At 34.0% G+C, this 22,239-nt stretch carries 24 protein-coding genes; 16 read left to right on the top strand and 8 right to left on the bottom strand.

All coding sequences use genetic code 11. The annotated features are described in order from the left end of the window. Window positions 1-59: 59 nt before the first annotated feature. From HZY91_RS00770 to HZY91_RS00730, 9 genes are all read left to right on the top strand, one after another. On the top strand, window positions 60-1,562 hold the full coding sequence (locus HZY91_RS00770; protein ID WP_197113630.1) for a DUF1846 domain-containing protein: 1,503 nt from the start codon (window positions 60-62) through the stop codon (window positions 1,560-1,562). 142 nt (window positions 1,563-1,704) lie between these two features. After that, complete coding sequence (locus HZY91_RS00765; protein WP_197113628.1) at window positions 1,705-2,178, top strand: GNAT family N-acetyltransferase; 474 nt, start codon at window positions 1,705-1,707, stop codon at window positions 2,176-2,178. Continuing rightward, complete coding sequence (locus HZY91_RS00760; protein WP_197113627.1) at window positions 2,168-3,559, top strand: CapA family protein; 1,392 nt, start codon at window positions 2,168-2,170, stop codon at window positions 3,557-3,559. Before HZY91_RS00765 ends, HZY91_RS00760 begins: the two co-directional genes overlap by 11 nt. Window positions 3,560-3,630: 71 nt before the next feature. Then, window positions 3,631-4,014 carry a tRNA (N6-threonylcarbamoyladenosine(37)-N6)-methyltransferase TrmO gene (gene tsaA / locus HZY91_RS00755; RefSeq protein ID WP_197113624.1) on the top strand — a complete coding sequence of 128 codons (384 nt, stop codon included), beginning with the start codon at window positions 3,631-3,633 and terminating at the stop codon, window positions 4,012-4,014. A gap of 138 nt (window positions 4,015-4,152) precedes the next feature. Further along, a complete protein-coding gene (locus tag HZY91_RS00750; protein WP_197113621.1) occupies window positions 4,153-4,920 on the top strand; it encodes a dimethylarginine dimethylaminohydrolase family protein in 768 nt (255 codons plus the stop codon). Window positions 4,921-4,949: 29 nt separating this feature from the next. Then, window positions 4,950-6,389, top strand: a complete 1,440-nt coding sequence (locus HZY91_RS00745) for a basic amino acid/polyamine antiporter (protein WP_197113618.1) — start codon at window positions 4,950-4,952, stop codon at window positions 6,387-6,389. Window positions 6,390-6,491: 102 nt separating this feature from the next. Next, window positions 6,492-7,016, top strand: coding sequence for a P-loop NTPase family protein (locus HZY91_RS00740; protein WP_197113615.1), 525 nt, complete (start codon window positions 6,492-6,494; stop codon window positions 7,014-7,016). 302 nt (window positions 7,017-7,318) lie between these two features. Continuing rightward, a complete protein-coding gene (locus HZY91_RS00735; protein ID WP_197113612.1) occupies window positions 7,319-8,146 on the top strand; it encodes a DUF2785 domain-containing protein in 828 nt (275 codons plus the stop codon). A 57-nt stretch (window positions 8,147-8,203) separates the two neighbouring features. After that, window positions 8,204-8,953 (top strand): nucleoside phosphorylase, encoded by a 750-nt coding sequence (locus HZY91_RS00730; RefSeq protein WP_197113609.1) that lies wholly within the window; start codon window positions 8,204-8,206, stop codon window positions 8,951-8,953. A gap of 505 nt (window positions 8,954-9,458) precedes the next feature. On the opposite strand, the gene HZY91_RS00725 is transcribed toward HZY91_RS00730, so the two are convergent. Both HZY91_RS00725 and HZY91_RS00720 read right to left on the bottom strand, forming a co-directional pair. Beyond that, window positions 9,459-10,283: a metallophosphoesterase gene (locus HZY91_RS00725; protein ID WP_197113606.1), complete on the bottom strand. Its 825-nt coding sequence runs from the start codon at window positions 10,281-10,283 to the stop codon at window positions 9,459-9,461. Window positions 10,284-10,634: 351 nt separating this feature from the next. After that, entirely contained in the window at window positions 10,635-10,913 is a 279-nt protein-coding gene (locus tag HZY91_RS00720; RefSeq protein WP_197113603.1) for a GNAT family N-acetyltransferase, read from the bottom strand. A 146-nt stretch (window positions 10,914-11,059) separates the two neighbouring features. Here HZY91_RS00720 and HZY91_RS00715 point away from each other — a divergent pair, with 146 nt between their 5' ends. Continuing rightward, window positions 11,060-12,964, top strand: coding sequence for a DUF2207 domain-containing protein (locus tag HZY91_RS00715; protein ID WP_197113600.1), 1,905 nt, complete (start codon window positions 11,060-11,062; stop codon window positions 12,962-12,964). A 36-nt stretch (window positions 12,965-13,000) separates the two neighbouring features. On the opposite strand, the gene HZY91_RS00710 is transcribed toward HZY91_RS00715, so the two are convergent. Together HZY91_RS00710 and HZY91_RS00705 are read right to left on the bottom strand one after the other, a co-directional pair. Continuing rightward, the gene (locus tag HZY91_RS00710) at window positions 13,001-13,435 is read right to left on the bottom strand and encodes a DUF1801 domain-containing protein (protein ID WP_197113597.1); all 435 of its coding nucleotides are present in this window, start codon (window positions 13,433-13,435) and stop codon (window positions 13,001-13,003) included. Window positions 13,436-13,448: 13 nt separating this feature from the next. Further along, a complete protein-coding gene (locus HZY91_RS00705; RefSeq protein WP_197113594.1) occupies window positions 13,449-13,853 on the bottom strand; it encodes an iron chaperone in 405 nt (134 codons plus the stop codon). 125 nt (window positions 13,854-13,978) lie between these two features. Here HZY91_RS00705 and brnQ point away from each other — a divergent pair, with 125 nt between their 5' ends. Continuing rightward, complete coding sequence (brnQ, locus tag HZY91_RS00700; protein WP_197113591.1) at window positions 13,979-15,298, top strand: branched-chain amino acid transport system II carrier protein; 1,320 nt, start codon at window positions 13,979-13,981, stop codon at window positions 15,296-15,298. 47 nt (window positions 15,299-15,345) lie between these two features. Continuing rightward, complete coding sequence (locus HZY91_RS00695) at window positions 15,346-16,134, top strand: threonine/serine exporter family protein (protein WP_328751347.1); 789 nt, start codon at window positions 15,346-15,348, stop codon at window positions 16,132-16,134. 33 nt (window positions 16,135-16,167) lie between these two features. Here the strand turns inward: HZY91_RS00695 and HZY91_RS00690 are convergent, their stop codons facing one another. The 4 genes from HZY91_RS00690 to HZY91_RS00675 all read right to left on the bottom strand — a co-directional run bounded on the left by HZY91_RS00690 (window position 16,168) and on the right by HZY91_RS00675 (window position 19,078). Continuing rightward, a complete protein-coding gene (locus HZY91_RS00690; RefSeq protein ID WP_235991441.1) occupies window positions 16,168-16,887 on the bottom strand; it encodes a TraX family protein in 720 nt (239 codons plus the stop codon). 68 nt (window positions 16,888-16,955) lie between these two features. Continuing rightward, entirely contained in the window at window positions 16,956-17,336 is a 381-nt protein-coding gene (locus HZY91_RS00685) for a PH domain-containing protein (RefSeq protein WP_197113588.1), read from the bottom strand. Window positions 17,337-17,415: 79 nt separating this feature from the next. Beyond that, entirely contained in the window at window positions 17,416-18,120 is a 705-nt protein-coding gene (locus tag HZY91_RS00680) for an RluA family pseudouridine synthase (RefSeq protein ID WP_197113585.1), read from the bottom strand. A gap of 79 nt (window positions 18,121-18,199) precedes the next feature. Next, window positions 18,200-19,078 carry an LCP family protein gene (locus tag HZY91_RS00675; RefSeq protein WP_328751342.1) on the bottom strand — a complete coding sequence of 293 codons (879 nt, stop codon included), beginning with the start codon at window positions 19,076-19,078 and terminating at the stop codon, window positions 18,200-18,202. 192 nt (window positions 19,079-19,270) lie between these two features. Between HZY91_RS00675 and galU the strand changes: the two genes are divergently transcribed. From galU to atpE, 4 genes are all read left to right on the top strand, one after another. Continuing rightward, on the top strand, window positions 19,271-20,140 hold the full coding sequence (gene galU, locus HZY91_RS00670) for a UTP--glucose-1-phosphate uridylyltransferase GalU (protein WP_197113582.1): 870 nt from the start codon (window positions 19,271-19,273) through the stop codon (window positions 20,138-20,140). Window positions 20,141-20,153: 13 nt separating this feature from the next. Then, on the top strand, window positions 20,154-21,029 hold the full coding sequence (locus tag HZY91_RS00665; protein ID WP_197113579.1) for a UTP--glucose-1-phosphate uridylyltransferase: 876 nt from the start codon (window positions 20,154-20,156) through the stop codon (window positions 21,027-21,029). A 244-nt stretch (window positions 21,030-21,273) separates the two neighbouring features. Continuing rightward, window positions 21,274-21,981 (top strand): F0F1 ATP synthase subunit A, encoded by a 708-nt coding sequence (gene atpB / locus HZY91_RS00660; RefSeq protein WP_197113576.1) that lies wholly within the window; start codon window positions 21,274-21,276, stop codon window positions 21,979-21,981. 21 nt (window positions 21,982-22,002) lie between these two features. Next, a complete protein-coding gene (atpE, locus tag HZY91_RS00655) occupies window positions 22,003-22,215 on the top strand; it encodes a F0F1 ATP synthase subunit C (protein WP_218957723.1) in 213 nt (70 codons plus the stop codon). Window positions 22,216-22,239: the final 24 nt, after the last annotated feature.

The following is a 22,239-nucleotide window of genomic DNA, read 5'->3' as shown; positions in this document are numbered from 1 at the left end:
CTTCGTTTGCTTAGATTTTCTGTTAAAATGGTCTGTATGGAAGAAAGGAGTCATCATCTATGCAAACAATTGGTTTTGATAATGAAAAATACCTACAAGAACAGTCAAAATATATCTACCAAAGACTAGAAAACATCGACAAACTTTATCTTGAATTTGGAGGTAAACTCATAGGTGACAAACATGCGAAACGAGTTTTACCAGGTTATGATGAAGACGTTAAACTAACCTTACTCACCAAAATGAAAGATCGAGCTGAAATTATCATTTGTATTTATTCTGAAGATATCGAGCATAACAAAATGCGTGGTGACTACGGTATTACTTATGATCAAGAAGTTTTACGACTAATTGATGAATACAATGACTTAGAAATCCAAGTCAATAGTGTTCTTTTAACCCGATTTAACGGGCAAAAAAATGCCACAATCTTCAAAACAAATTTGGAAAATAGAGGCATCAAAGTTTATACGCATGAAGCAATTGCGGGTTATCCTACTGATGTTGAAGTCCTTTTCTCAGAAAATGGCTTTGCTAAAAATCCATACATTGAAACAAATAAGCCTTTAATTATTGTCACTGGGCCTGGAGCAGGTTCAGGTAAATTGGCAACTTGTTTAAATCAACTTTATCATGAACATAATCAGGGAATCAAAGCTTCTTATGCTAAATTTGAAACATTTCCTGTATGGAATTTACCCCTTAAACATCCTGTCAATGTTGCTTATGAAGCAGCCACCGTCGATTTAAACGATATCAACGTACTAGACTCCTACCACATTGAAGCCTACAATGAAATGGCTGTCAATTATAATCGAGATATGCAGATGTTCCCTGTAATTCGCCGTATCCTGTCCAATACATCAACGAATGATAAACTCTATCAATCTCCTACTGATATGGGCGTTAACTGTATTAAAGCCGGAATTATTGATAACCAAGTAGTAGAAGATGCAGCGAAACAAGAAATTATTCGTCGATATTATCAAGTCGAAAATGATTTTAAAGTAGGAATTATCGAAGAATCGGTTCGATCTAAAATGCATGTCATCATGGAAGAAAGTGATTTAAAGCCAGAGAATCGAATTCCAGTCCAAGAAGCTCATCAATATGCTGAAGAAGTCATTAATCGTACTAATTGTCCTGAACCAAGTGCAGTAATCGCTCTCCAACTTCACACCGGTAAGGTGGTGACTGGTAGAACCACCCAATTAATGGATGCTCCTGGCGCTGCTATTATGAATGCTTTAAAAGAACTAGCCGGAATAAGCGATCAAATAGATCTTTTAGCTCCAATGATCCTTGAAACCATCCAAAAATTAAAAGCAGATGCCCTTCAAAGTAAGCATCCCATTCTGACACTAAACGAGTTATTAATTGCCTTAGCGATATCAGCTGTCACAAACCCTACCGCTGAACTTGCTTATAAAAAACTTAATCAGTTAAGAGAAACTCAAGCTCATTCCACTGTTATTTTAACTCAAGACACAAAAAAACAACTTCAACAATTAGGCATTGAAACGACGTGCGATTCAGTCTTCGCATCTAGTCGCTTAAGCTAACTTATTTGACCATTAGATATATTCTAGTGGTCTTTTTTTTAATATTATCAAGTCATTCTACATATTCCGTGAGTTTTATAAACTTTCTCTGCTATACTGTAAATACCAAATAATCAAAATTTCAAAAGAAAAGGTGAGGTCAATGAACTGGATAAGTAAGCAATTCAATCAACTTACATTAGAGGAACTATATGAAATACTATTTTTAAGATGCAATATTTTTATTGTGGAACAAAACTGCCCATACCTAGATATTGACCACCATGATCAAGAATCGACTCATTTATTTTTGAAAAATGAAGAAAACATAATCGCCTATTGCAGAATACTACCCCCAAGTATCTCTTACGAAGAGGCTTCCATTGGTAGAGTAGTAGTAGATAATAATTTTCGTGGCTCTGGACACGCTAGAATACTAATGAAAAAAGCAATTGATTATATTTTTAACGAAATGAATTTGAATGAAATAAAAATATCAGGCCAAACATACTTGGTTAAATTTTATGAGAGTCTAGGATTTAAGCGTGTAAGTGAACCTTATTTAGAAGATAATATTGAGCACGTGGATTTATACTTAAATAAATCTAAGAGAGAAAAGGTGAGAGATGAAATCTAGCCAGAAGAATTATTCTCATAAGTGGAAATATTTCACAGTCCCTCTTTTCTTTTTATTAGCTTTATTATTGGCCATATTTTTCTTAACCAAATATTTTAAAAATCATCAGCTAGTGTCGTCAACCAATCAATCAGAAGCTGTGTCTACTGCAACTAACAGTCAAACTGAAGCAGCCATAGTGAGTGAAACAACTATTGAACAACTTCCATTAGAAAATGAATTTCTTTTTGAGGGGCTTGATAAGAAAGAGCAAAGTGAACCTTATGTTCCAACTGAGAATAAAATTACTCTGCGTTCTGTAGGAGATATCCTCATTCATGACCGCGTAAGTTTTATGGCAGATACTCAATCAGAAATTTATCAGAATAAGAAAGTAAAAATGCTTGATGAAGGCTTTGATTCAGACGCCTTTAATGAAGAGTTAGATTATGATTTTGCTCCCATGCTTGCCTACATCAAGCCTTATATAGAATATGCAGATATTTCGGTTGCTAATATGGAGGTCATTGCTGGTCATCCCACAATTCCTGTGTCAGGCTACCCATCCTTCAATGCCCCTCAAGAAATTCTTCCCGCCCTCAAAGATATTGGAATAGACATTCTATCTAATGCTACTAACCATACACTAGATTGGTCAAGTGAGGGAGTACAGGCATCATTAAGTAATATGAATGAATATGGTCTGATGTATTATGGAAGTTTTGATTCATGGGAAGATTATCAAACGCCTCGGATCATCGATAAAAATGGGATTAAATTAGGTTTCCTAGCTTATTCATATGGAACCAATGGAATTCCAGTTCCAGTAGGTGAAGAATATTTAGTTAACTTAATTGATTTACCAGTTATGCTCAAAGAAGTTGAGCAATTACAAAAAGAAGTAGATGCCGTTATTGTTTCCTTACAATTAGGCGGAGAATACGATACACTCCCCAATGACGAACAATTCTATATCTATCAAGCACTCAGCGACGCCGGTGTAAAACTCATCTTAGGCGGACATCCTCACTGTCTCCAACCCTATGATTGGTACAACGAGGGCCAAACCTTTGCTATTTATTCCCAAGCAAGTTTTCTAACAGGGCAAAGAGAATTAGATAACAAATTAGGTGGAATTACTGAAATTAGTTTTGTAAGAAATGAGCAAGGAGAAATTGTCCTAGAGAATCCTAAATTTATGCCTGTTTTTAGTTTAGGGGTAGAAAATGAAAAAATGTATCAAACAGTGCCCTTAGCTGATTTTGACTTTCAAGAGATCCCTGATGGTCAGTTATGGTGGGATACAAGCAAAGAACGAATGGAATACTATACTGAGGAAGTCGATTTTGTTAGCCATCTAGAAACAAACTCTAGCCATGAAGCGAAAGCTACTTTCCAGTAAAATTGTTGATAAACATTATCGTTATTTTTTAATCTATATGCAATCATAAATAATAATAAGGAGACGATTCCGTGCAACTAAAAGAGATTGGAACGATTCATAGCCCATACACTTGTCAAAAAAACACTCCTAAACAAGGAAGGGAATCGAATGAAATCCTAGAAATTGAAATTTATCCTGAATATCAGGATGGTTGCTTGGGATTAGAAAAAGGGCAAAAAATTGTAGTCATCTACTGGGGAGATCGTGCAGATCGCACTATCCTGCAGAATAAGAAAAGGGGAGTGAGACCGATAACAGGAATCTTTAATTCTCGATCACCGCACCGGTCCAACCCTTTAGCTATCAATCAATGCACAATTATTGAACTCAATGATAATCTTATAAAAGTAACAGGACTTGATGCGTTTGATCGTTCTCCACTTCTTGATATCAAATCTACACTCAAAAATTAAACTTATTCTGATAGTTTTATTCTGATATAAAGATTTTATGATAAATATATGAAAGAACTTTTACTATTTTTTAATGTAAAAGTTTACATAGCCCATATTTGTTATATAATTAAAGTAAATAAAAAAGGAGGCGTTATCATGTTTAAAAATGTTATCGTTCGTATCCCGTCAAAAACAGTAGTGGAAGGAATCACTAGTGCAGATGAAGGCAAGCCAATCTATGAAAAGGCCCTAGTTCAACATGAAAACTATGTCATGGCTTTAACTAAAGCAGGCGTTGAAGTAACTGTATTAGAACCAAAAGAAGAGTTTCCTGACTCTTGTTTCGTTGAAGATGTCGCTCTATGTACCAAGCATTGTGCTATTATAACTAGACCTGGTGCTGAAAGTCGTCGCTTAGAAGCAGAGCTACCTGACATGAAAGAAGCTCTATCAAAATTCTATGATAATATTGAACAAATAAAAGAACCTGGAACAATTGAAGCAGGCGATATTATGATGGTTGGAGATCATTTCTATATCGGACTTTCTGATCGTACTAATGAAGAAGGTGCAAAGCAAATGATCACTATCCTCGAGAAGTATGGTCTCTCTGGTGAAACGGTTGAATTATCAGAAATGCTCCATTTAAAAACAGGTGTTAACTATATTGAAAATAACAATATGCTTGCCGTTGGGGAATTCCTCACTAAAGAAGATTTCCAAAAATATAATTTAATCGAAGTACCAGAAGAAGAAGCTTATGGTGCAAACTGCATTTGGGTCAATGATTATGTAATTGTTCCTGAAGGTTATCCAACTGTTCAGGCTGAAATTGAAAAATTAGGTTATAAAGTTTTAGTAGTAGATACCTCCGAATATCGGAAAATCGATGGTGGTCTTAGCTGCCTATCACTTCGTTTTTAAACTAAACTAAATAGATCAGGAGAAAGAAAATGGAAGAAGATCAGTCACAAAGAACACTCGGCGTAGTACCTCTGACACTTTTTGCAATTGGGACAACCTTAGCGAGTGGAGTTTTCAGTTTATCTGGTGACTTTGCTGCCTCCGGAGCGCATACCTTGGCCGTATTGATCGGATGGGGTATTTGTGGTGTAGGAATGCTGGCTTTAACGATGTGCTTTTTCAACTTGAGTGTGGTGAAGCCAGAACTAACAAGTGGGATTTATACCTATGCAAGAGAAGGATTTGGTGAATTTTTAGGATTCAATTCAGCCTGGGGCTATTGGATGAGTGCCTTACTAGCACAAATATCGTTCATTTCATTATTATTCGCTGCTTTAGGAAATTTTTTCTCACTATTTGGTGATGGTTCAAATTTTGCCTCTCTAATCGTCTCTTCAATCATCATATGGGGATTATCCTACCTTGTATACCGAGGAGTCAATGAAGCGGTTCTGATTAATGCCATCGTGGTGTCAGCCAAGATACTTCCTATTCTGGTAATGTTAGGAGCCATCATGATGGCAGGAGCCTTCAGTCCAGAAACCTTTATGACCCATTTCAAAGGAGTAGAAGGCGGCTTAAGTCTTTTTGAACAAATTAAAGGAACTGTCTATACGACTGTTTGGATTTTTATCGGAATTGAAGGAGCTGTCGTATTATCTGGACGAGGCAAAAATACTAAAGTATCCGGGACTGCGACAATTTTATCTTTTGTTTCACTATTTATTTTATACCTCATTCTATCAGTCTTGAGTATGGGAGTCATGCCACAAGAACAACTGGCTGAACTCGCAAATCCACCTATGGCAGGTATATTAAAAGCAGTGGTCGGACAATGGGGTGCTAATCTTGTAAACTTAGCAGTTGTCATTTCTTTAGGAGGCGCCATGTTCACTTATACCATTCTATGTGTTGACAGTGCTTATGGTCCTGCAAAACACGGTGCTTTTCCTCAAATATTCGCTAAACTTAACAAACACGAAGCTCCCACTTGGTCAATCATCGCCTCTACAGTGTTTATTCAAATCTTTCTCATCATCCTGTATTTTAATGAATCAACTTATCAAGCCATGTATGCCATGTCTACCAGTGCGATTATGGTTCCGTATGTATTCTCAGCTTTCTATTATATGAAACTGATGATTCAAGGGAAAGGAACCGTTGGAACAATGAATAGAACCATCTCTTGGGTAATTGCAATAGTAGGATCAATTTATGGTTTCTGGTTACTCTACGCAAGTGGACTAACCTATATCTTAGTCTCAATGATGTTATATGCACCAGGCATCATTTTCTATGTCATTAATCGAAAAGAAAAGAAACTAAAACTCTTTAATAATTCGATTGACCTGTTCCTCTGCATTGCATTACTTGTAGCGGCAGGGGTCGCAGTATATCTAACACTAAACGGGACTTTACAATTTTTCTAACTTGATAGTGATTAATTAATTTAAATTCAATCAAAAAAGGGCGAATCTTTCGCTCTTTTTTATATAAGAACACAGTCATACATATTATAAGGAGATTCATTCATGAAGAAAATAATTATAATTGGTTGTCCAGGAAGTGGTAAGAGCACTTTTTCTCGAGCCTTACACCAAATAACAGGTCTTCCTCTTTATCATTTGGATATGTTAAATTGGAAGACTGATCGTACAACTGTTGAAAAATCTGTATTTCACGAAAAGCTAAGACAGACCATGCTAAAAGATGAGTGGATCATTGAAGGTAATTACGGCTCTACAATAGAACGACGTTTACAAGTCTGCGATACAGTATTCTTTCTAGACTATCCCGTAGATACTTGTTTGAAGGGCATCGAAGAAAGAAAAGGAAAAAAGCGAAGTGACTTGCCTTGGATAGAGACTTCCGATAATACTGATAAAGAATTTGAAAATTTTATTAAAAATTATCATACAGAAAGTAGACCGGACGTCATCCAACTATTAAACAAATACAGCCATAAGCAAGTACATATATTCTCCAATCGGGAGCAAGGCGATAAATATTTAGACCAGCTATCAAAGAATAATCAATCAAAAAAAGAAGACATTTGAACTGCATCGAGTATTTAGCAAAAAACATTATTACCATACTCATAATACATCATATTATGAACGTAGATTAATAAAACTTGAAAAACAATATCAAAAGATGTATTAAGCTAGTATTGGATAAATACTGAACTTTAATAATAGAATACCTTCCTTAAATGTTCTCTTTTATACTTATATAAATAATTATATAATTACTTTAAAACATTTACAGATCCAGACTACTAATATACTTAACAAAAATACCATTCGAAGAAAAATTACTGAAAAACAGACAAAATTTAAAGGTAAAAAAGGAGTTTGTTTTGGAAAAAATATTAATAAAAAAACTAAATCAAGAAAATTTCTTGATTACACAAGAAGAATTAAACTATATGTTGACTAATATCGGCAATAAAGATCCAAAAATTCGCGATCATTTAATTTATTCACTGATTGCAAAAGGCTTAGATAATAACTGTTTTTCCATTGAACAATCTAAATATATATTAAGTTATATACATGATCAAAATCTAATATCAAATAAATATAATAAAGATACCCTTGATTCCGAATTAACCAGGAGCTTTAGTGCATTAATATTAGCCCTATTATTACATAGCGATAATGACACAGATTCAGCATATTACAATTTGATTGAAATGAATGATAAATTGGAGATCTTTAGTAAAGCAATCACCGCTCTAACTGAAGAGAAATGTTTCAAAGGGTATGACAGTCACTATGGATGGATCCATTCAATTGCCCATTTATCAGAATTATTGCTGAGTATAGTCAAACATTCTTCTTATACAGGAGTCCTTAATAAGAATCTACTAGACGCAATCTATCATTGTTTAATCAGCCAATCAGAAGTATTTGGCGACGGTGAAGAAAAACGGTTAGCTCTAGTGATTTTATCATTAATAAAGCATGGAAAACTTAAAGAACATGAGTTAGAAACTTTCTGTAGTAAACTAGCAGATTATTATAATACAATGAATTCAGAAGAAGTGAGTAAATATAGAAGTAAAGACAATGTTGCAAACATGTTTAACTATATTTCTCAATTTTTAGATACAGAAAAACACAGTTACTTGATAAAATTTATCCAAGAATTTAATGGCATTTATCAACAATACTCGTATTGCTAATAATCTAAAAACATTATCCATTTATTAAAATCGATAATAAATTGAAGGAGTAAGGACATGATTACTGATAGTTTTGATATAGATACCGAACCAATGTTTACTTTAAAAGATTTTTATGGAGAACAAAATCATTTTGTTGAAAAGTGCTTCATTGTTATTTCTAAAGAAATACATGATTATTTACTGAATGAATTCAGCTGTGAAATTATAGGCTATATTGGAGCAGCGAATGGGAAGACGCCTATTTTTATGACTAAGTATGAAGGCATAAATTTTGCCTTTTATTTAACACAAATTGGCTCGGCATTGGCTTCTGGAAGTTGTGCAGAAGCGAACTGGATTACTGGGGCCAACAAATTTATTATGTGCGGATCTTGTGGTAGTTTAAATAAATCAATAACAAATGGAAAGTATATTGTACCGACAGAAGCATATAGAGGTGAAGGTGCTTCCTACTATTATGCAAAAGCATCTGATTATATTCGGATAACCAATAGTCAAGAAGTCATTTCTTTCTTCGAAAATGAAAATATCCCCTATGTCAAAGGCAAAGTATGGACAACAGATTCTATGCTAAGAGAAACAAGAGGATTAATAAATAGAAGAAAAGAAGAAGGATGTATTGCGGTAGAAATGGAGCTCGCAGGAGTACAAGCTGTGTGTGATTTTTACCATTTTGATTTGTATAACTTTTTAGAAGCAGGTGATGTTTTAGAAGAAAGCGGCTATGAACTAGAGGAACTACATCGAGCAAATCATCATTTAGGAAAATTATTTATCGGATTAAAATTACTGAAAATAATTTGAAAATCTTCAGGAAAAAGAATCAAAAACAATGTAACACCTATAAAGAAATAAGTGGTGAAGACTTTGAATTTTACTGCTATTTTTAATAAGAAAATCTGGTAACTGTTCAATTTATTCCAATAGAGAAAAAGAATGAATGCAATTAAAAACTGTCATATAAGAAATTTTTCATTTTCTATTTGTATCGATGATTAAATCAATCAAAAAAAGAGAGGAGATCCAAAACTTTAATATGAGTTTACATAATATACATTATCTTATTTTTATAGGGTTTTATATGTGCTAAATGTAAATAATGAATTTCCAACAAAACTTTTGTAATAAGAAATGCATTGAAGTTTAAGCCAATAATAATGGGATTATTTCTAGTCACTATATACAGCTTCAATATACTATCTGCGCATTTATTTGCCTAACAATTCTTTAACCTGCTATTTTAATATGAAATTTACTGAAAATACTTTTTTAAAAAATTCCCTTCTTAATCAAATAAGATAGGGAGATTTTATGATTTTTTAAATTCAATGACTACTAATTCTGGTGGATTATAAAAACGCGGAACATTAGGAATTTCACGACTCAAACCTCGGCTTACAATCAATTTAAAATGTTTTAAGTCATAAATACCTTGAGTATACTTAGGGAACAAGCCTTGTCCAGGGGCCATTAAACCATTTTCAAGTATATATGGGATGCGCCATTGACCACCATGAGCATGTCCAGAAAATACATAATCGACATCTAATCGTTGATAATCTTTAATTCTTTCAGGTCGATGAGCCAATAAGAAAGTCAATTGTTCAGAGTCATAGTGCTCAAGATCCTCTATTTGTTGCCAATAGTCAGCATAAACATTTGGATCATCCAAGCCCATTAAAGATATCGTTTGACCATTCACTATCATTTCGTCTCTTTTACCTGCTAATAATTTGATTCCAAAACTTGACAACTTCTTTTCAATGAATTCTACTTGTTTACTAGCGATCTCATGATTTCCCGTAACATAATAAGTAGGATAAGACTTTGCTATGTATTCAACCGTTCGAAATCCCACTTCCATCGGTAAACGATCATCTATAATATCCCCAGATAATAAAACAATATCAGGAGATGCCTCCTCTATCTTCGATAAAATTTCTTTCTGATCTTCCCCAAATCGGTTACTATGTAAATCCGTAACCAATAACACTTCAAAATCTTCTTCCACTTTAGAGTCAACAACTTGATAATAAGTCATAGTCAATTGATTGTTTAAGCCCAAAATAATAAAGATTATTAAAGAAACGGCAAAAAAAATCAATAAGATTACACTCAAATTATGATTTCCCATCCAAACATCCTTACTCTAATACTTTTATATTAATGTTCATATAAATAATTTAACTATCTCTTTTTTGATATTAGCCCTCAAATTAGATCATTTTCTATGCTAAAATCTGTTGAATATTAAGCTTACATCTTCTATCCAAAGGATTCAAGAAATTTTTAATATTCCTATGGCATCATGGAAGAGATAAACTGATCCCCATCAAATATGACAACCGATTACTAAAATATAACACCCACCTTTCTCGATTTTCTCTTTGACTTACCAAGCATGAAGTTCTGTTAATTATTGAAAATATTAATGACCCATAAAAAAAGGTTCAAACTAACGTTTGAACCTTAAAAGTTTACTTAATTATCCCATAACATGTTGATATTTTTCTGACTCTTGATCAAATTTTCTTTCAACATAAGAACAGGTTGTTGTTATTTTTTTATTTTCTTTTTCTGCTTTTTTTACCATTTGATCCAACAATTTTCCTGCTAGACCCTGCCCTTGAAATTCTTTGTTCGTAAATGTATGGGTCACATGAATCCTATTATGATCATCATGATTCTCATAAATCATTTGGCCCATTTCTTGTCCCGCTTCATTTACAACATATATTCTCTTATCATCGTCTTTAAATTCCATCATTACACCACCTCTTTTCTTTTATTAGTTTAATCATAACTTAAAAATTATCTAACCACACACATAATGCTCAATCGATGATTTTGAATATGTAAATATTAAAAATTAACTGATATACTATTCTTAATATTATAGGAGGATAATCTATGAAAAAATCAGCATGCTTTATCATTATTTTCATCCTAACAACTTTGTCACTATGGATTTGTATTCCTATCAACGCTGAAAATAATATTTCATATTCAATTGATCAAGTTGATATTGAGGTCACATTACACGACGATGGTTCTGCTACCTTCATACAGGACTATACTTATCAGATAGATCATATAAACGGTGCCTATCTATGGATCGATATCTCCAGTGCCAAAAATTCAAATATTCAACATAAAATACTAAATGAAACGATTTATACCTATACCTCTGGTAATACAAACAAACAAGAAGTATCAAATGAACCAACAACTTCAGGAGCAAATGTTCCCTACTATCTTCATGAAAGAGATGGTAGTCTGCATTCTTATCAAATTTTTATGCCTTCTGATAATGAAACACGTCATTTTGTTATTGAATATACTGTAGATAACATCATTACCAATTATAATGACACAGCTGAATTCAATTGGAAAGTTCTTGGTGATAGGGTTGAATCTCCAGTTGATGTAACCGGGAAAATTTTTTTGCCCGATAATATTAAAAACACAGACAAATTTAAAGCATGGGCGTTTGGTTCCCCACAAGGAAAACTAGAACTAATCACTCATCAGGATGAATCCTCTATCCAATTTGTAATAGAGAAAAATCCTCCTAAAAATTTCATCGAAATTTATGCTTTATTTCCTAGTGAATTAGTACCGAAGAATCAGAATTTTTCTCAATCAAATACTTCTTTTGATCAACTTTCCAATCAAATGACAAAAAAAGTAGCAAAATATAACCGCAATAACACACTAAAAAGATTGATTTATCAAATTTCGGCAAAATTATGCTTATATATACCAGCCATCTTCCCTATTCTTGGTTTTTTCAAACACTTCAGAAGGAGAAGACAACTTAGCTCCCAACCTCAAACTGTTCCTAATTACCTCTACTCCCCTCCTTCAAATATTCATCCAGCTCTATTAGGGATGTATTTAAAGTACTATAATACCCAACAAATGGGAGCAAGTAGAATTGAAATTGTAGCAGGCACATTAGAATTAGCGAGAAAAAAAGCAATTGAAATCAAACAAGTTAAAAAAAGCCGTTGGGAATACAAGACATATATTACTGCCTATCAAAATAAAGAAGATCAGCTAGAAATTTTTGAGCTTCCTTTATATGATTTTTACTATCAAGCAAACCATGAAAATCCTCTGGCTTTAAACCAATATCGAGATTATTATCAAGAAAATAACGAATTTTATACAGATAAAGTCCAAAATATTAATGATTATGAACAAGAACTAATAAAGGAAGTAGAAAAATTTTTACCAAAGATTGAAGCTCCCAACCGCTTTATTCTTACTGGGTGTCTTCTTCAATTTAGTAATTGGTTACCTTTAATTGTAATGATCGGTACATCAAAAGATAAATTTTTTACTGATGGGTTAACAAAAGAATTTATCCTTGTCTGGCCGATTATAACCCTCATTAGTTATTTAGTTCAGCGTTATGCCAAAAAACATCCTCTGGTAAATGATAGAGATGCAAATACATACCAGGAGTGGATGGCTTTTAAACGTATGTTATCAGATATTGGTAACATGAATATTAGAGAAATCGCAAGCATCCCTTTATGGGAAACCTACTTAATTTATGCCTATGTTCTAGGTGAGGGGGAAAAAGTCGCTAAAGAATTGAATCACTTTTATCAAACTGAAAATAATAGTGATACTCATCATACAATACTCACCCACAATTTCTCTGATTTAAATTCTATCGAGAAAAACATCGCTCATGCTAGTAATACCCATTTCAGCTCTGAATCTGATCGGGATTCAGGTTATGGGGGTGGTTTCTTTGATGGTACCTCAGATGGCGGTGGGGGTGGTGGCGCAGGTGCATTTTAACAAAAACTCAGAGAGCTAAAGCTCTCTGAGTTTCACTTATTTTGTAGCTGGATATTTTTCTTTCAAATAATTTATATTGAACTTTATCATTTCTTTCAAGACTCCAATGTCAATGTCCGATAATTTATTAATATACAAACAAGATTTGCCATGTGTAAATTTACCTAATTTTTCCATAAAAGGAGCCATCTCATTTGTATAAGGAATTAGTAGATATAATGATATTTTATGTCCTTTTCCTGGTGCAAAACCCGTTAAAGGAGCAGAACCACTATGACCAGACTTATATTGATAATCATATTTTCCAAAACCTATGATCGATGCCCCCCACATCTTTGCAGGGTAACCACTCACCTTTTCGAAAATTTCAAGTAGTTGGAGAGAATCTTCCCTCTTACGTTCCCTCTCAATTCGTTCAATAAATTCAAGAACATTTTGTTCATTTTCTTTCATTTTAGCTTCATATACCATCTACTTATCTCCTTTAATGATGATTTCCTGTCTGATAACACCATTCAGTTATTTTTTTAATTAAATCGTAATCAATTGTTTGATCATATGGAAATTTAATCGCTCCTTTTGTCGTTACATATGATTCTAATTGATGATCAAATTTTTCTATTGCTTCAGCTCCCGTGTATAAGTTGAAATACTTCTTATGGGCTGCAAAATGCATGATATTACGGTCTTCCCAATAAGACGGCATCCCCCATTTAATTCCAGACTCTGCATTTAATAACACTTCACGAATAACGCTATCAACTTTTTGTAAAATAGGCTGTATTTCTACCTCTTGAATCCGAATATAAGCTGAAATAGTCTTAGCCCTTCCCAAACAATGGTGTTTCACTTCTGATAGTTCTTCTCCACATTTTTCACAGAACGTCATTTCAAATCACCTCAATTTTAATTCTACCTACTTCGAAATAAAAATAATAGTAAATTCAATTTGTAATTTATTAATTTGCAAGTTATACTAGTTTTATTAAAATTCGATGATAGGAAGTGCCGATTATGAAAAACAAACTCACTTTTAAACAAACTTTGACAATAGGGTCTTTATTATTTGGCCTCTTCTTCGGTGCGGGAAATGTCATTTTTCCATTACAAATTGGACAAGATGCCGGAAATAAATTGTTTATAGCAGGATTAGGTTTTCTGCTCACAGCAACTGGATTCCCTTTATTAGCTGTTAATGCTCAGGGTGTTACCCAAAAGAATGATCTACTAGATCTTAGCCAATCAATTCATCCAAAATTTGGTTGGATTTTTACTTTACTTCTTTACCTTACCATTGGGCCTCTCTTTGCAATTCCTCGCTTGGCAAGCGTTTCTTTTCAAATTGGTATTTTACCATGGATTTCTAAAGACAATGAATCGATTTGGTTAGCTATCTTTTCAATTATTTTCTTTGCAATTATTCATTATTACTCTTTAAAACCTGGAAAAATAATTGATATTATTGGAAAAGTTATGAATCCACTATTTTTAATTATCATTGCTATTTTATTTTTAGTAGCCATTACTCATCCATTAGGAACACCAAACAATTTACCCGCTCTTAATAATTATCAAAATCATGCTTTCATGCAAGGTTTTACAGATGGCTATCAAACCATGGATGCCATTGCTGGACTGGCGTTTGGAATCATCGTTGTTCGAACGATCAAATCTTATCAAATTAATAATCCAAAAGAAATATCATTATCTGTTTTAAAATCTGGTATCATTTCGAGTCTCATGATGGCAATTGTCTATATTGCCTTAATTTACTTAGGTGCAATGCAAAGACATAAATTCTCACTTAGTGAGAATGGTGGCGATATATTGACTCATCTAATTTTTCATTATTTTGGTAATTGGGGAGGGTTTGTTCTCCTATTAACCATTACATTAGCTTGTTTTAAGACCGGGATTGGCTTAGTAACAGCTTGTGCTGAAATGGCAGAGCAACTTTTTCCAAAGACAGCTTCATACAAACAATGGGTCTCTGGTCTATGCATCACTGCATTTTTAGTCGCAAACCTAGGTCTAAATAGTATTATTTCACTCAGTTTACCCGTTTTGAATATTCTCTATCCCTATACCATAACCTTGATTGTGCTCGCAAATATTTCCCCTCTATTCCGACACAAATCAATCGTTTATTTAACCGCCTTTTCGATGATCGCGCTTTATCAAATACTCGATCAATTCCTTATTCATTTTAATCCTAATTTAATTAAAGCTTGGCCACTATATAGTGCAAATCTGGGGTGGCTACTTCCTGCAATTATTGGAGCAAGTTTTGGTTTTATTATTTATCGAACACACTCTAGACTTGCTAATCTTTAAAAGACATACTAAAATAATATAGATTAAAGAAGTGCATTGGGAAGGATGTGAGGACAATACGACTGCTTTATAAAAAAATATTCAAATTAGCTAGTCTTGCTGGACAAATCCTTCTAGAGTCAAATGCAGAAGAATATCGTGTGGAAGATACAACCTTAAGAATTATGCAAACTTCTGGACTTGACCAACCTTCCTCATTTTCGAATGCGACAGGTCTTTTTCTATCCTTAACCGATTCTGAATATACGGAATACAACTTTTCGGATGTAGTCCGTATCAACCATCGTGCAAATAATATTCAAAAAATTGTCCAAGTAAATGAAATTTCAAGACGCTATGTATCAAATGAAATTGATGTCGATGAGGCCTATAAATTATTAAAAGAAATTAAAAACCAGCCCAATTACAGACTGGTTCACTATACAAATATTCTCTTAATCATTTGCTTTGTTATCTTATTTGGTGGTAATGCCAATGATATCCTCGTTTCTATTTTAGTAGGCGGACTCATTATTTTACTGGCTTATACCCGGCAATTTATCTATTATACTAACTTTTCCTTTACCATGTTAGCCACTGCTGTGGGAACTATTTTTATTCTTTTTCTAGATGGTAAATTCCCAAATGAGCTCCATCATCATATCTTACTCAGTGCAATGATTATGCCTTTCTATCCCGCAACCTCAATGACAAATTCTATGAGGGATCTGTTAAAAGGCAATAATCTAGCTGGCATCATTAAAGCTTTAGATGCCCTAATGAATATTATAAGTATCGCTCTTGGTTTCGGTATTGGAATCATCCTTAGTCGAACCTTAGTTCTATATTTACTTTAAAAAAATCACTTTGAATTCTTTCAAAGTGATTTTTTATTGAATCATCCATAAATGAATCAGATACAGTAACAATAGATGAAGTGGATAAGCCCAATAATAGAGTTTTGAATTAATCTTTCCTCGATCACCATTATAGTAAAAAATAAAAACTGCACTTAAAAATACAAAGATTGAATAAAATTCAAATAGAAAAGCTGGAATAATGGATAACGCTTCTTTTGTTCTATTTCCATATGCATAAAACATTATGAAAGCTGCTATAATTCCATAAAAAGAGTAATCGAATTGAAAAAAATAGCTTATCGTGGCTATCACAATAGTTCCAGCTAAAATTTTTATCCATTCCCCTCTACACTTATCCAAGAAATAAAACAAAAACAAAATCGCTATCAATTCAAAGAAAATATTTTGATGACTCCAATTAAATATCTCACCATTTAACAACAAATCAAAAGGGATTTCAGAAACCAATGCCAAAATTAATAGCCTTTGAAAATATTTTTTAAGATTACTCGTATGAAAGTATCCCTCGATCATCAAATAAATATAAAGTGGGAAGGCAATACGTCCAATCATTCTCATCCAATTATACCATTGTTCGGCAATCAGCAAAAAATTTTCTGAGTATTTATACGATTGCATAAAAATTGTGTTTTGGATGATCGCAACAGCTGTATGATCAATAATCATTGTTATTAATGCAATTCTTTTTAAGCTTGCCCCTGTCATTATTTTTGATATATATTGATACATCTTCTTTGCCCCTGCTCCTTAAGTATCCACAGCATAAAAAATAAATTTCCACTTATCTCCACTGCTGATTAAGCAAATAATTCATTCGCCAAAGTTTTAGCAATTTTATAAACATTTTCTTTATTTCGACCTAATTCTAAGCTGACAACCTCTTTGCTTGATGCAGCAATATAAAGTTTAAGTTCAGAATCAAGGTCATTTATTCCGGCGGTTTCAATTGAAAAACGACTAATTGAATAGTATGGAATGCTTTGCATAACCTTTTTGGCACCCGTTCCTTGAACATCTACCATAATTAATCGCTTATTTGTAAAAATAACCAGATCTCGAACTAATTTAAAGCTTATTTCTAATTTTTCATTATCAGCAAGGATTTCCTTAACAGCACTTTCAACTTTTTGGTTATCAATTTGTCCTGCATTTCCCAAAAGACGATCAAATAGTGACATCTTTTTCCCTCCTATTTAGATAGTAATAAGTTTTCTTCTCTATTATATAAATCCTATTCCCATTTTTATAGCCCAATTTTCACTTTTTTAGAGATTCGATCGTATTTTTAAAGATTGACCAAATGGGTGTTTCCGGAGGAGAAAGGTGAAAAGTCATCCAATCTTTTTTTGTAGGATGAGTCATCCCTAATTCAAAAGCCCAAAGAGCGATTTGTTGTCCATATTTATTTTGATTGGATCCATACTTTTGATCTCCCCACAAACTAGCATCAATATTGGCGAACTGAACACGAATTTGATGCGAACGACCCGTTTCTAGATTTATTTTGACCAATGATAAAGGGCCATGTTCTTCATGCAAGATTGTTTCGAGCACTTCATAATTTAAAACAGCTTTTTTAGCTTGAGCATGGTCAGAGTCTACAATATAAACTTGATTTTGAATTCGATCTTTATACAAATAATGAGTTAAAGTACCTTTTTTAATAAGATGCTGGCTTCGTACAATGGCTAAATAACCTCGTTCGATAGCCTGTCGTCTTAATTGATCAGATAATCGACTAGCCGCCTTAGATGTCCGAGCAAAAACAACAATTCCCCCTACTGGACGGTCCAGTCGATGTACTAAACCTAAATAAACCTTTCCTGGCTTATTGTATTTTTTCTTTATATATTGTTTAGCCATGCTCAGTAAATCCTGGTCTTGACTATTATCGGCTTGGATCGGAACATTCACTGGTTTTTCAATGATCAGAAGATGGTTATCTTCATAAATCACATTCATTTCTCTCTCTCCTCTTTAATGAATTCCTTTTATTCTCTATAAAAAAAGAGCCGCTATAAAGCAGCGGTTCTTAAATTAACTAAGCAGGTTTATTAATTGTTTGTTCCTTATTTTCAATATTATCGGGACCAACTTCCAACTCACTTTTAATTATTTTTAAATTCTCCTGTAAAGATTCTTCCGTGATTTGGTCGTAATAAATACCATCAATTTCAGTTCCTTCCCCCTGAAACTGATTAAAATCTATCTGTGGATTCAAATCTCGGTGCTCAAGCGCTAAACTTCCTAAATCAACTAATGATAAATTAGTATCTAAATAATGCTCAATTTGAGTAGCCATCGACAAAACGTCTTTTATTCCGGAAGCATTCGCTAAACCAGAATTAACAATTCCCAATAAGATTTGTCGTTGTCTCTCTTGGCGTGCATAATCGCCACCAGAAGTATATCTCTCTCTAGCATATGCCAAAGCCTGATCACCATTTACATGAGTTTGTTGTCCTTCAACAAAACTATATCCCCCAATATCAAAACTAGATGGCGGAACTACATCTACACCACCCACCGCATCTACAATATCGGCTAAGCCTTTCATATCAACACAGACATGATATGGGATCTCAATGCCTAACCATGACTGCACAGTTTCTCGAGAAAGGTCCGCCCCTCCAAAAGCATAAGCATGATTAATTTTATCCATTCCATGACCCGGAATATCCACATAAGCATCTCGTGGAATAGAAGTAACCACTACTTTTTCAGTACTAGGGTTCACTGTCGCTACCATCAAAACATCTGACCGACCTCGATCAGTTCTTCCCTTATCCCCAGTATCTATGCCCATCAATAACATCGCAAAAGGCTCTTTAAAGTTTGCTGCCTCTACTCTCATTGACTGACCAAAAAATAGAATGCTAAAGAAACATATAAGTGCTATTTTGATTAAAATTCGCTTCACATTACTCTTCCTCTCTAAATAAACACTGTTATTATAGCGCTTTTATTCAAATTTGCCTAGGCTCAAAATAAATCTTCATAATTTAACCATAGTATATTCTAAAATCCTTTCATTTAAACTCTATTGTCTTGCGAACCTTAATTAAATAACATAGAATGAATAAAAACACCAAATAAGGTTAAGGGGGATTTTATGAAAGTCAGAAAAGCTGTTATTCCTGCGGCTGGACTAGGAACACGTTTTTTACCAGCCACCAAAGCAATGCCTAAAGAAATGTTGCCTATTGTAAACAAACCGACGATTCAATTCATTGTCGAAGAAGCCATTAATTCTGGTATAGAAGACATTCTCATTGTCACTGGACGAAGCAAACGCCCTATTGAAAACCATTTTGACGCTAATGAAGAGCTTGAAGCTGCTTTAGAAGCTAAAGGAAAAGAAGAATTGTTGGCTACAGTTAAAGATCTCAATAAGATCAATCTATTCTTCACCCGACAATCCTATCCTAAAGGATTAGGCCACGCGGTTCTCCAAGCTAAAAATTTTGTAGGGAACGAACCCTTCGTCGTGATGCTAGGCGATGACTTGATGGTAGATCAAATTCCACTAACCAAGCAGTTAATGAACAATTATGAACAGACCCATGCTTCAACTCTAGCAGTTATGCCTGTTCCCAAAGAAGAAACCTCAAAATACGGAGTGATTGACCCTGAAAGAGAATTTTCAGAAGGTGTCTATAATGTCAGACGTTTTGTTGAAAAGCCTCAACCAGAAGTCGCTCCTTCAAATTTGGCCATTATTGGACGTTACCTCTTAACACCTGAAATTTTTTCTTTGTTAGAAACGCAGGAACCAGGTGCAGGGAATGAGATCCAACTAACAGATGCCATTGATCGTTTAAATCAAATTCAACGGGTTTTTGCACTTGAATTCAATGGTAAACGCTATGATGTAGGGAATAAATTTGGCTATATGCAAACAATCATTGAATATGGGCTAACCTTACCTGAGATGAAAAAAAACTTGATCCAATTTATTAAAGAAACGGCTCAAAACTTATAATAGGAGGCTAAATATGACACATTTTCCCAAAGTAACCAAGGCTGTCATTCCTGCAGCAGGATTGGGTACTCGTTTTCTTCCTGCTACCAAAGCAGTCGCCAAAGAAATTTTGCCGATTATTGATGTACCTGCGATCCAATTTATTGTTGAAGAAGCATTAACAGCTGGTATCAAGGATATCCTGATCATTACAGGTAAAGGCAAGCAAGAAATAGAGGACCATTTTGATGCCAATTTTTCTTTGGAAAAAAATCTGAAATCCAAAGGAAAAGATAAATTATTGGAACTTGCAACCAAAACTTCTGATTTAAATATTCATTACACTCGACAACAATACCCTAAGGGTCTAGGAGATGCTGTTCTGCATGCCCAAACATTTGTAGGAGAAGATCCATTCCTCCTCCTCTTAGGGGATGATATTACTCGAGGAGAAAACCTCTCACAAAGTCTGATCAATCTTTATGCCGAATATGGTAAAACTACCATTGCAGGAGTACGAGTGAATGAAGATAAAGCCAAACGCTATGGCATGCTTGATATTGAAACAACTAATCAAGATCATATTTTTAATATCAAAGGGTTAATCGAGAAACCTCAAGGTGAAGCTCCCTCAAACTTGGCAGCAGCTGGCCGTTATATCCTAAAACCAGAAATATTTCCTATTCTCGAATCTTTAAAACCAGGTAGTACAGGCGAAATTGAATTGACGGATGCCTTAATTGACTATAATCAAAATCATGAAATTCTTGCCTATGAATACCCAGGTGAATGGTATGAAGTAGGAGAAGCCTATGGGATGTTGATCGCTTCTATTATTTTCGCACTTGACCACCCAGAAGTAAAAGATGAATTTATCCCTTATATTAAAAAATTGGCTGAATCTTTATAAATAATATTCTTAATTACAATAAGTTTGCTAAAGTGGACCACGATGATAACCCTTTAGCAAGCTTTTTTTGTATAATTTGAGAAATATTTTTTTTTGAATTATAGTAGTATGTGGCCCTCAACGCTGAATATGGCGTAAATTCTGTCGATTGAAAGTATCTAAACCAAACTTTCAGTTATAAAATTTGAATTTTCCAAAAAAAAGCGTAAAATAAGCCCATAATCAATTGAAAGAAGGAATGTAAATGGAAGAAACGCCGCTTATCCGCTTTTTTGGCTTATCTTTCAATTTTAATACCCTGATCTCAACAATCATTGTGGTATTAATTGTGTTAGCCATCTGTCTATGGACTAGCCGTCAGTTGTCACTAGATCGCCCTTCCAAAGCACAAGTTTTAATGGAATATATTATTGAATTTGTAGAAGGAATTTGTGATTCAACATTAGGCCAACATCAACCGATCTATGTTATTTTGGGTCTCACCTTTCTGATGTTTATTTTTGTCTCTAATCTGATCGGTCTCCCCTTTTTATTAGTGTCAGAACACTATTCATTTTGGCGAAGTCCCACTGCTGATCCCATCGTAACAGTTAGTCTTGCCGTGATTTCTATTCTCTCCGGCCATATTCTTGGAATTAAAACTAATGGATTAGGCGGACACTTAAAGCAATTTTATGCCTCACCCAACATCTTAAAGGCACCCATTCAGATTTTGGAAGAAACAATCAACACTACCACACTAGCCCTCCGTTTATACGGTAATATTTTTGCGGGGGAAGTGTTATTAGGATTAATTGCCTCTTTTGCTATGGTTTGGTTTCCAATCACATGGGGAGCAGCTTTACCCTTACAACTCATTTGGCAAGGTTTTTCTGTTTTTATTGGTGCGATCCAAGCTTATATTTTTACAACTTTAACAATGGTTTATTTATCACACAAAATTTCACATTAAAATTAGAGGAGTGTTATATCTATGAATACATTAGCTGCTGCACTAGCTGTCGGAATTGCTGCCTTTGGTGCTTCAATCGGTAACGGTATGGTTATTTCAAAAACAATTGAATCGATCTCACGTCAACCAGAATTAGATTCTCAATTAAGAACACTGATGTTTTTAGGAGTCGGTCTTATCGAAGCCATTCCAATTATGGCAGTTGTTATCGCATTTATTCTTATTTTTAGTTAAAAGTTTACAGAGAAGGAGTGTCCC

Source organism: Facklamia lactis, from assembly GCF_015863205.1.
In the GTDB taxonomy this organism is placed as follows: Bacteria; Bacillota; Bacilli; order Lactobacillales; family Aerococcaceae; genus Facklamia; species Facklamia lactis.
Note: the sequence above shows the minus strand (reverse complement) of the source record. Positions and strands in the feature narration are given on the sequence as shown.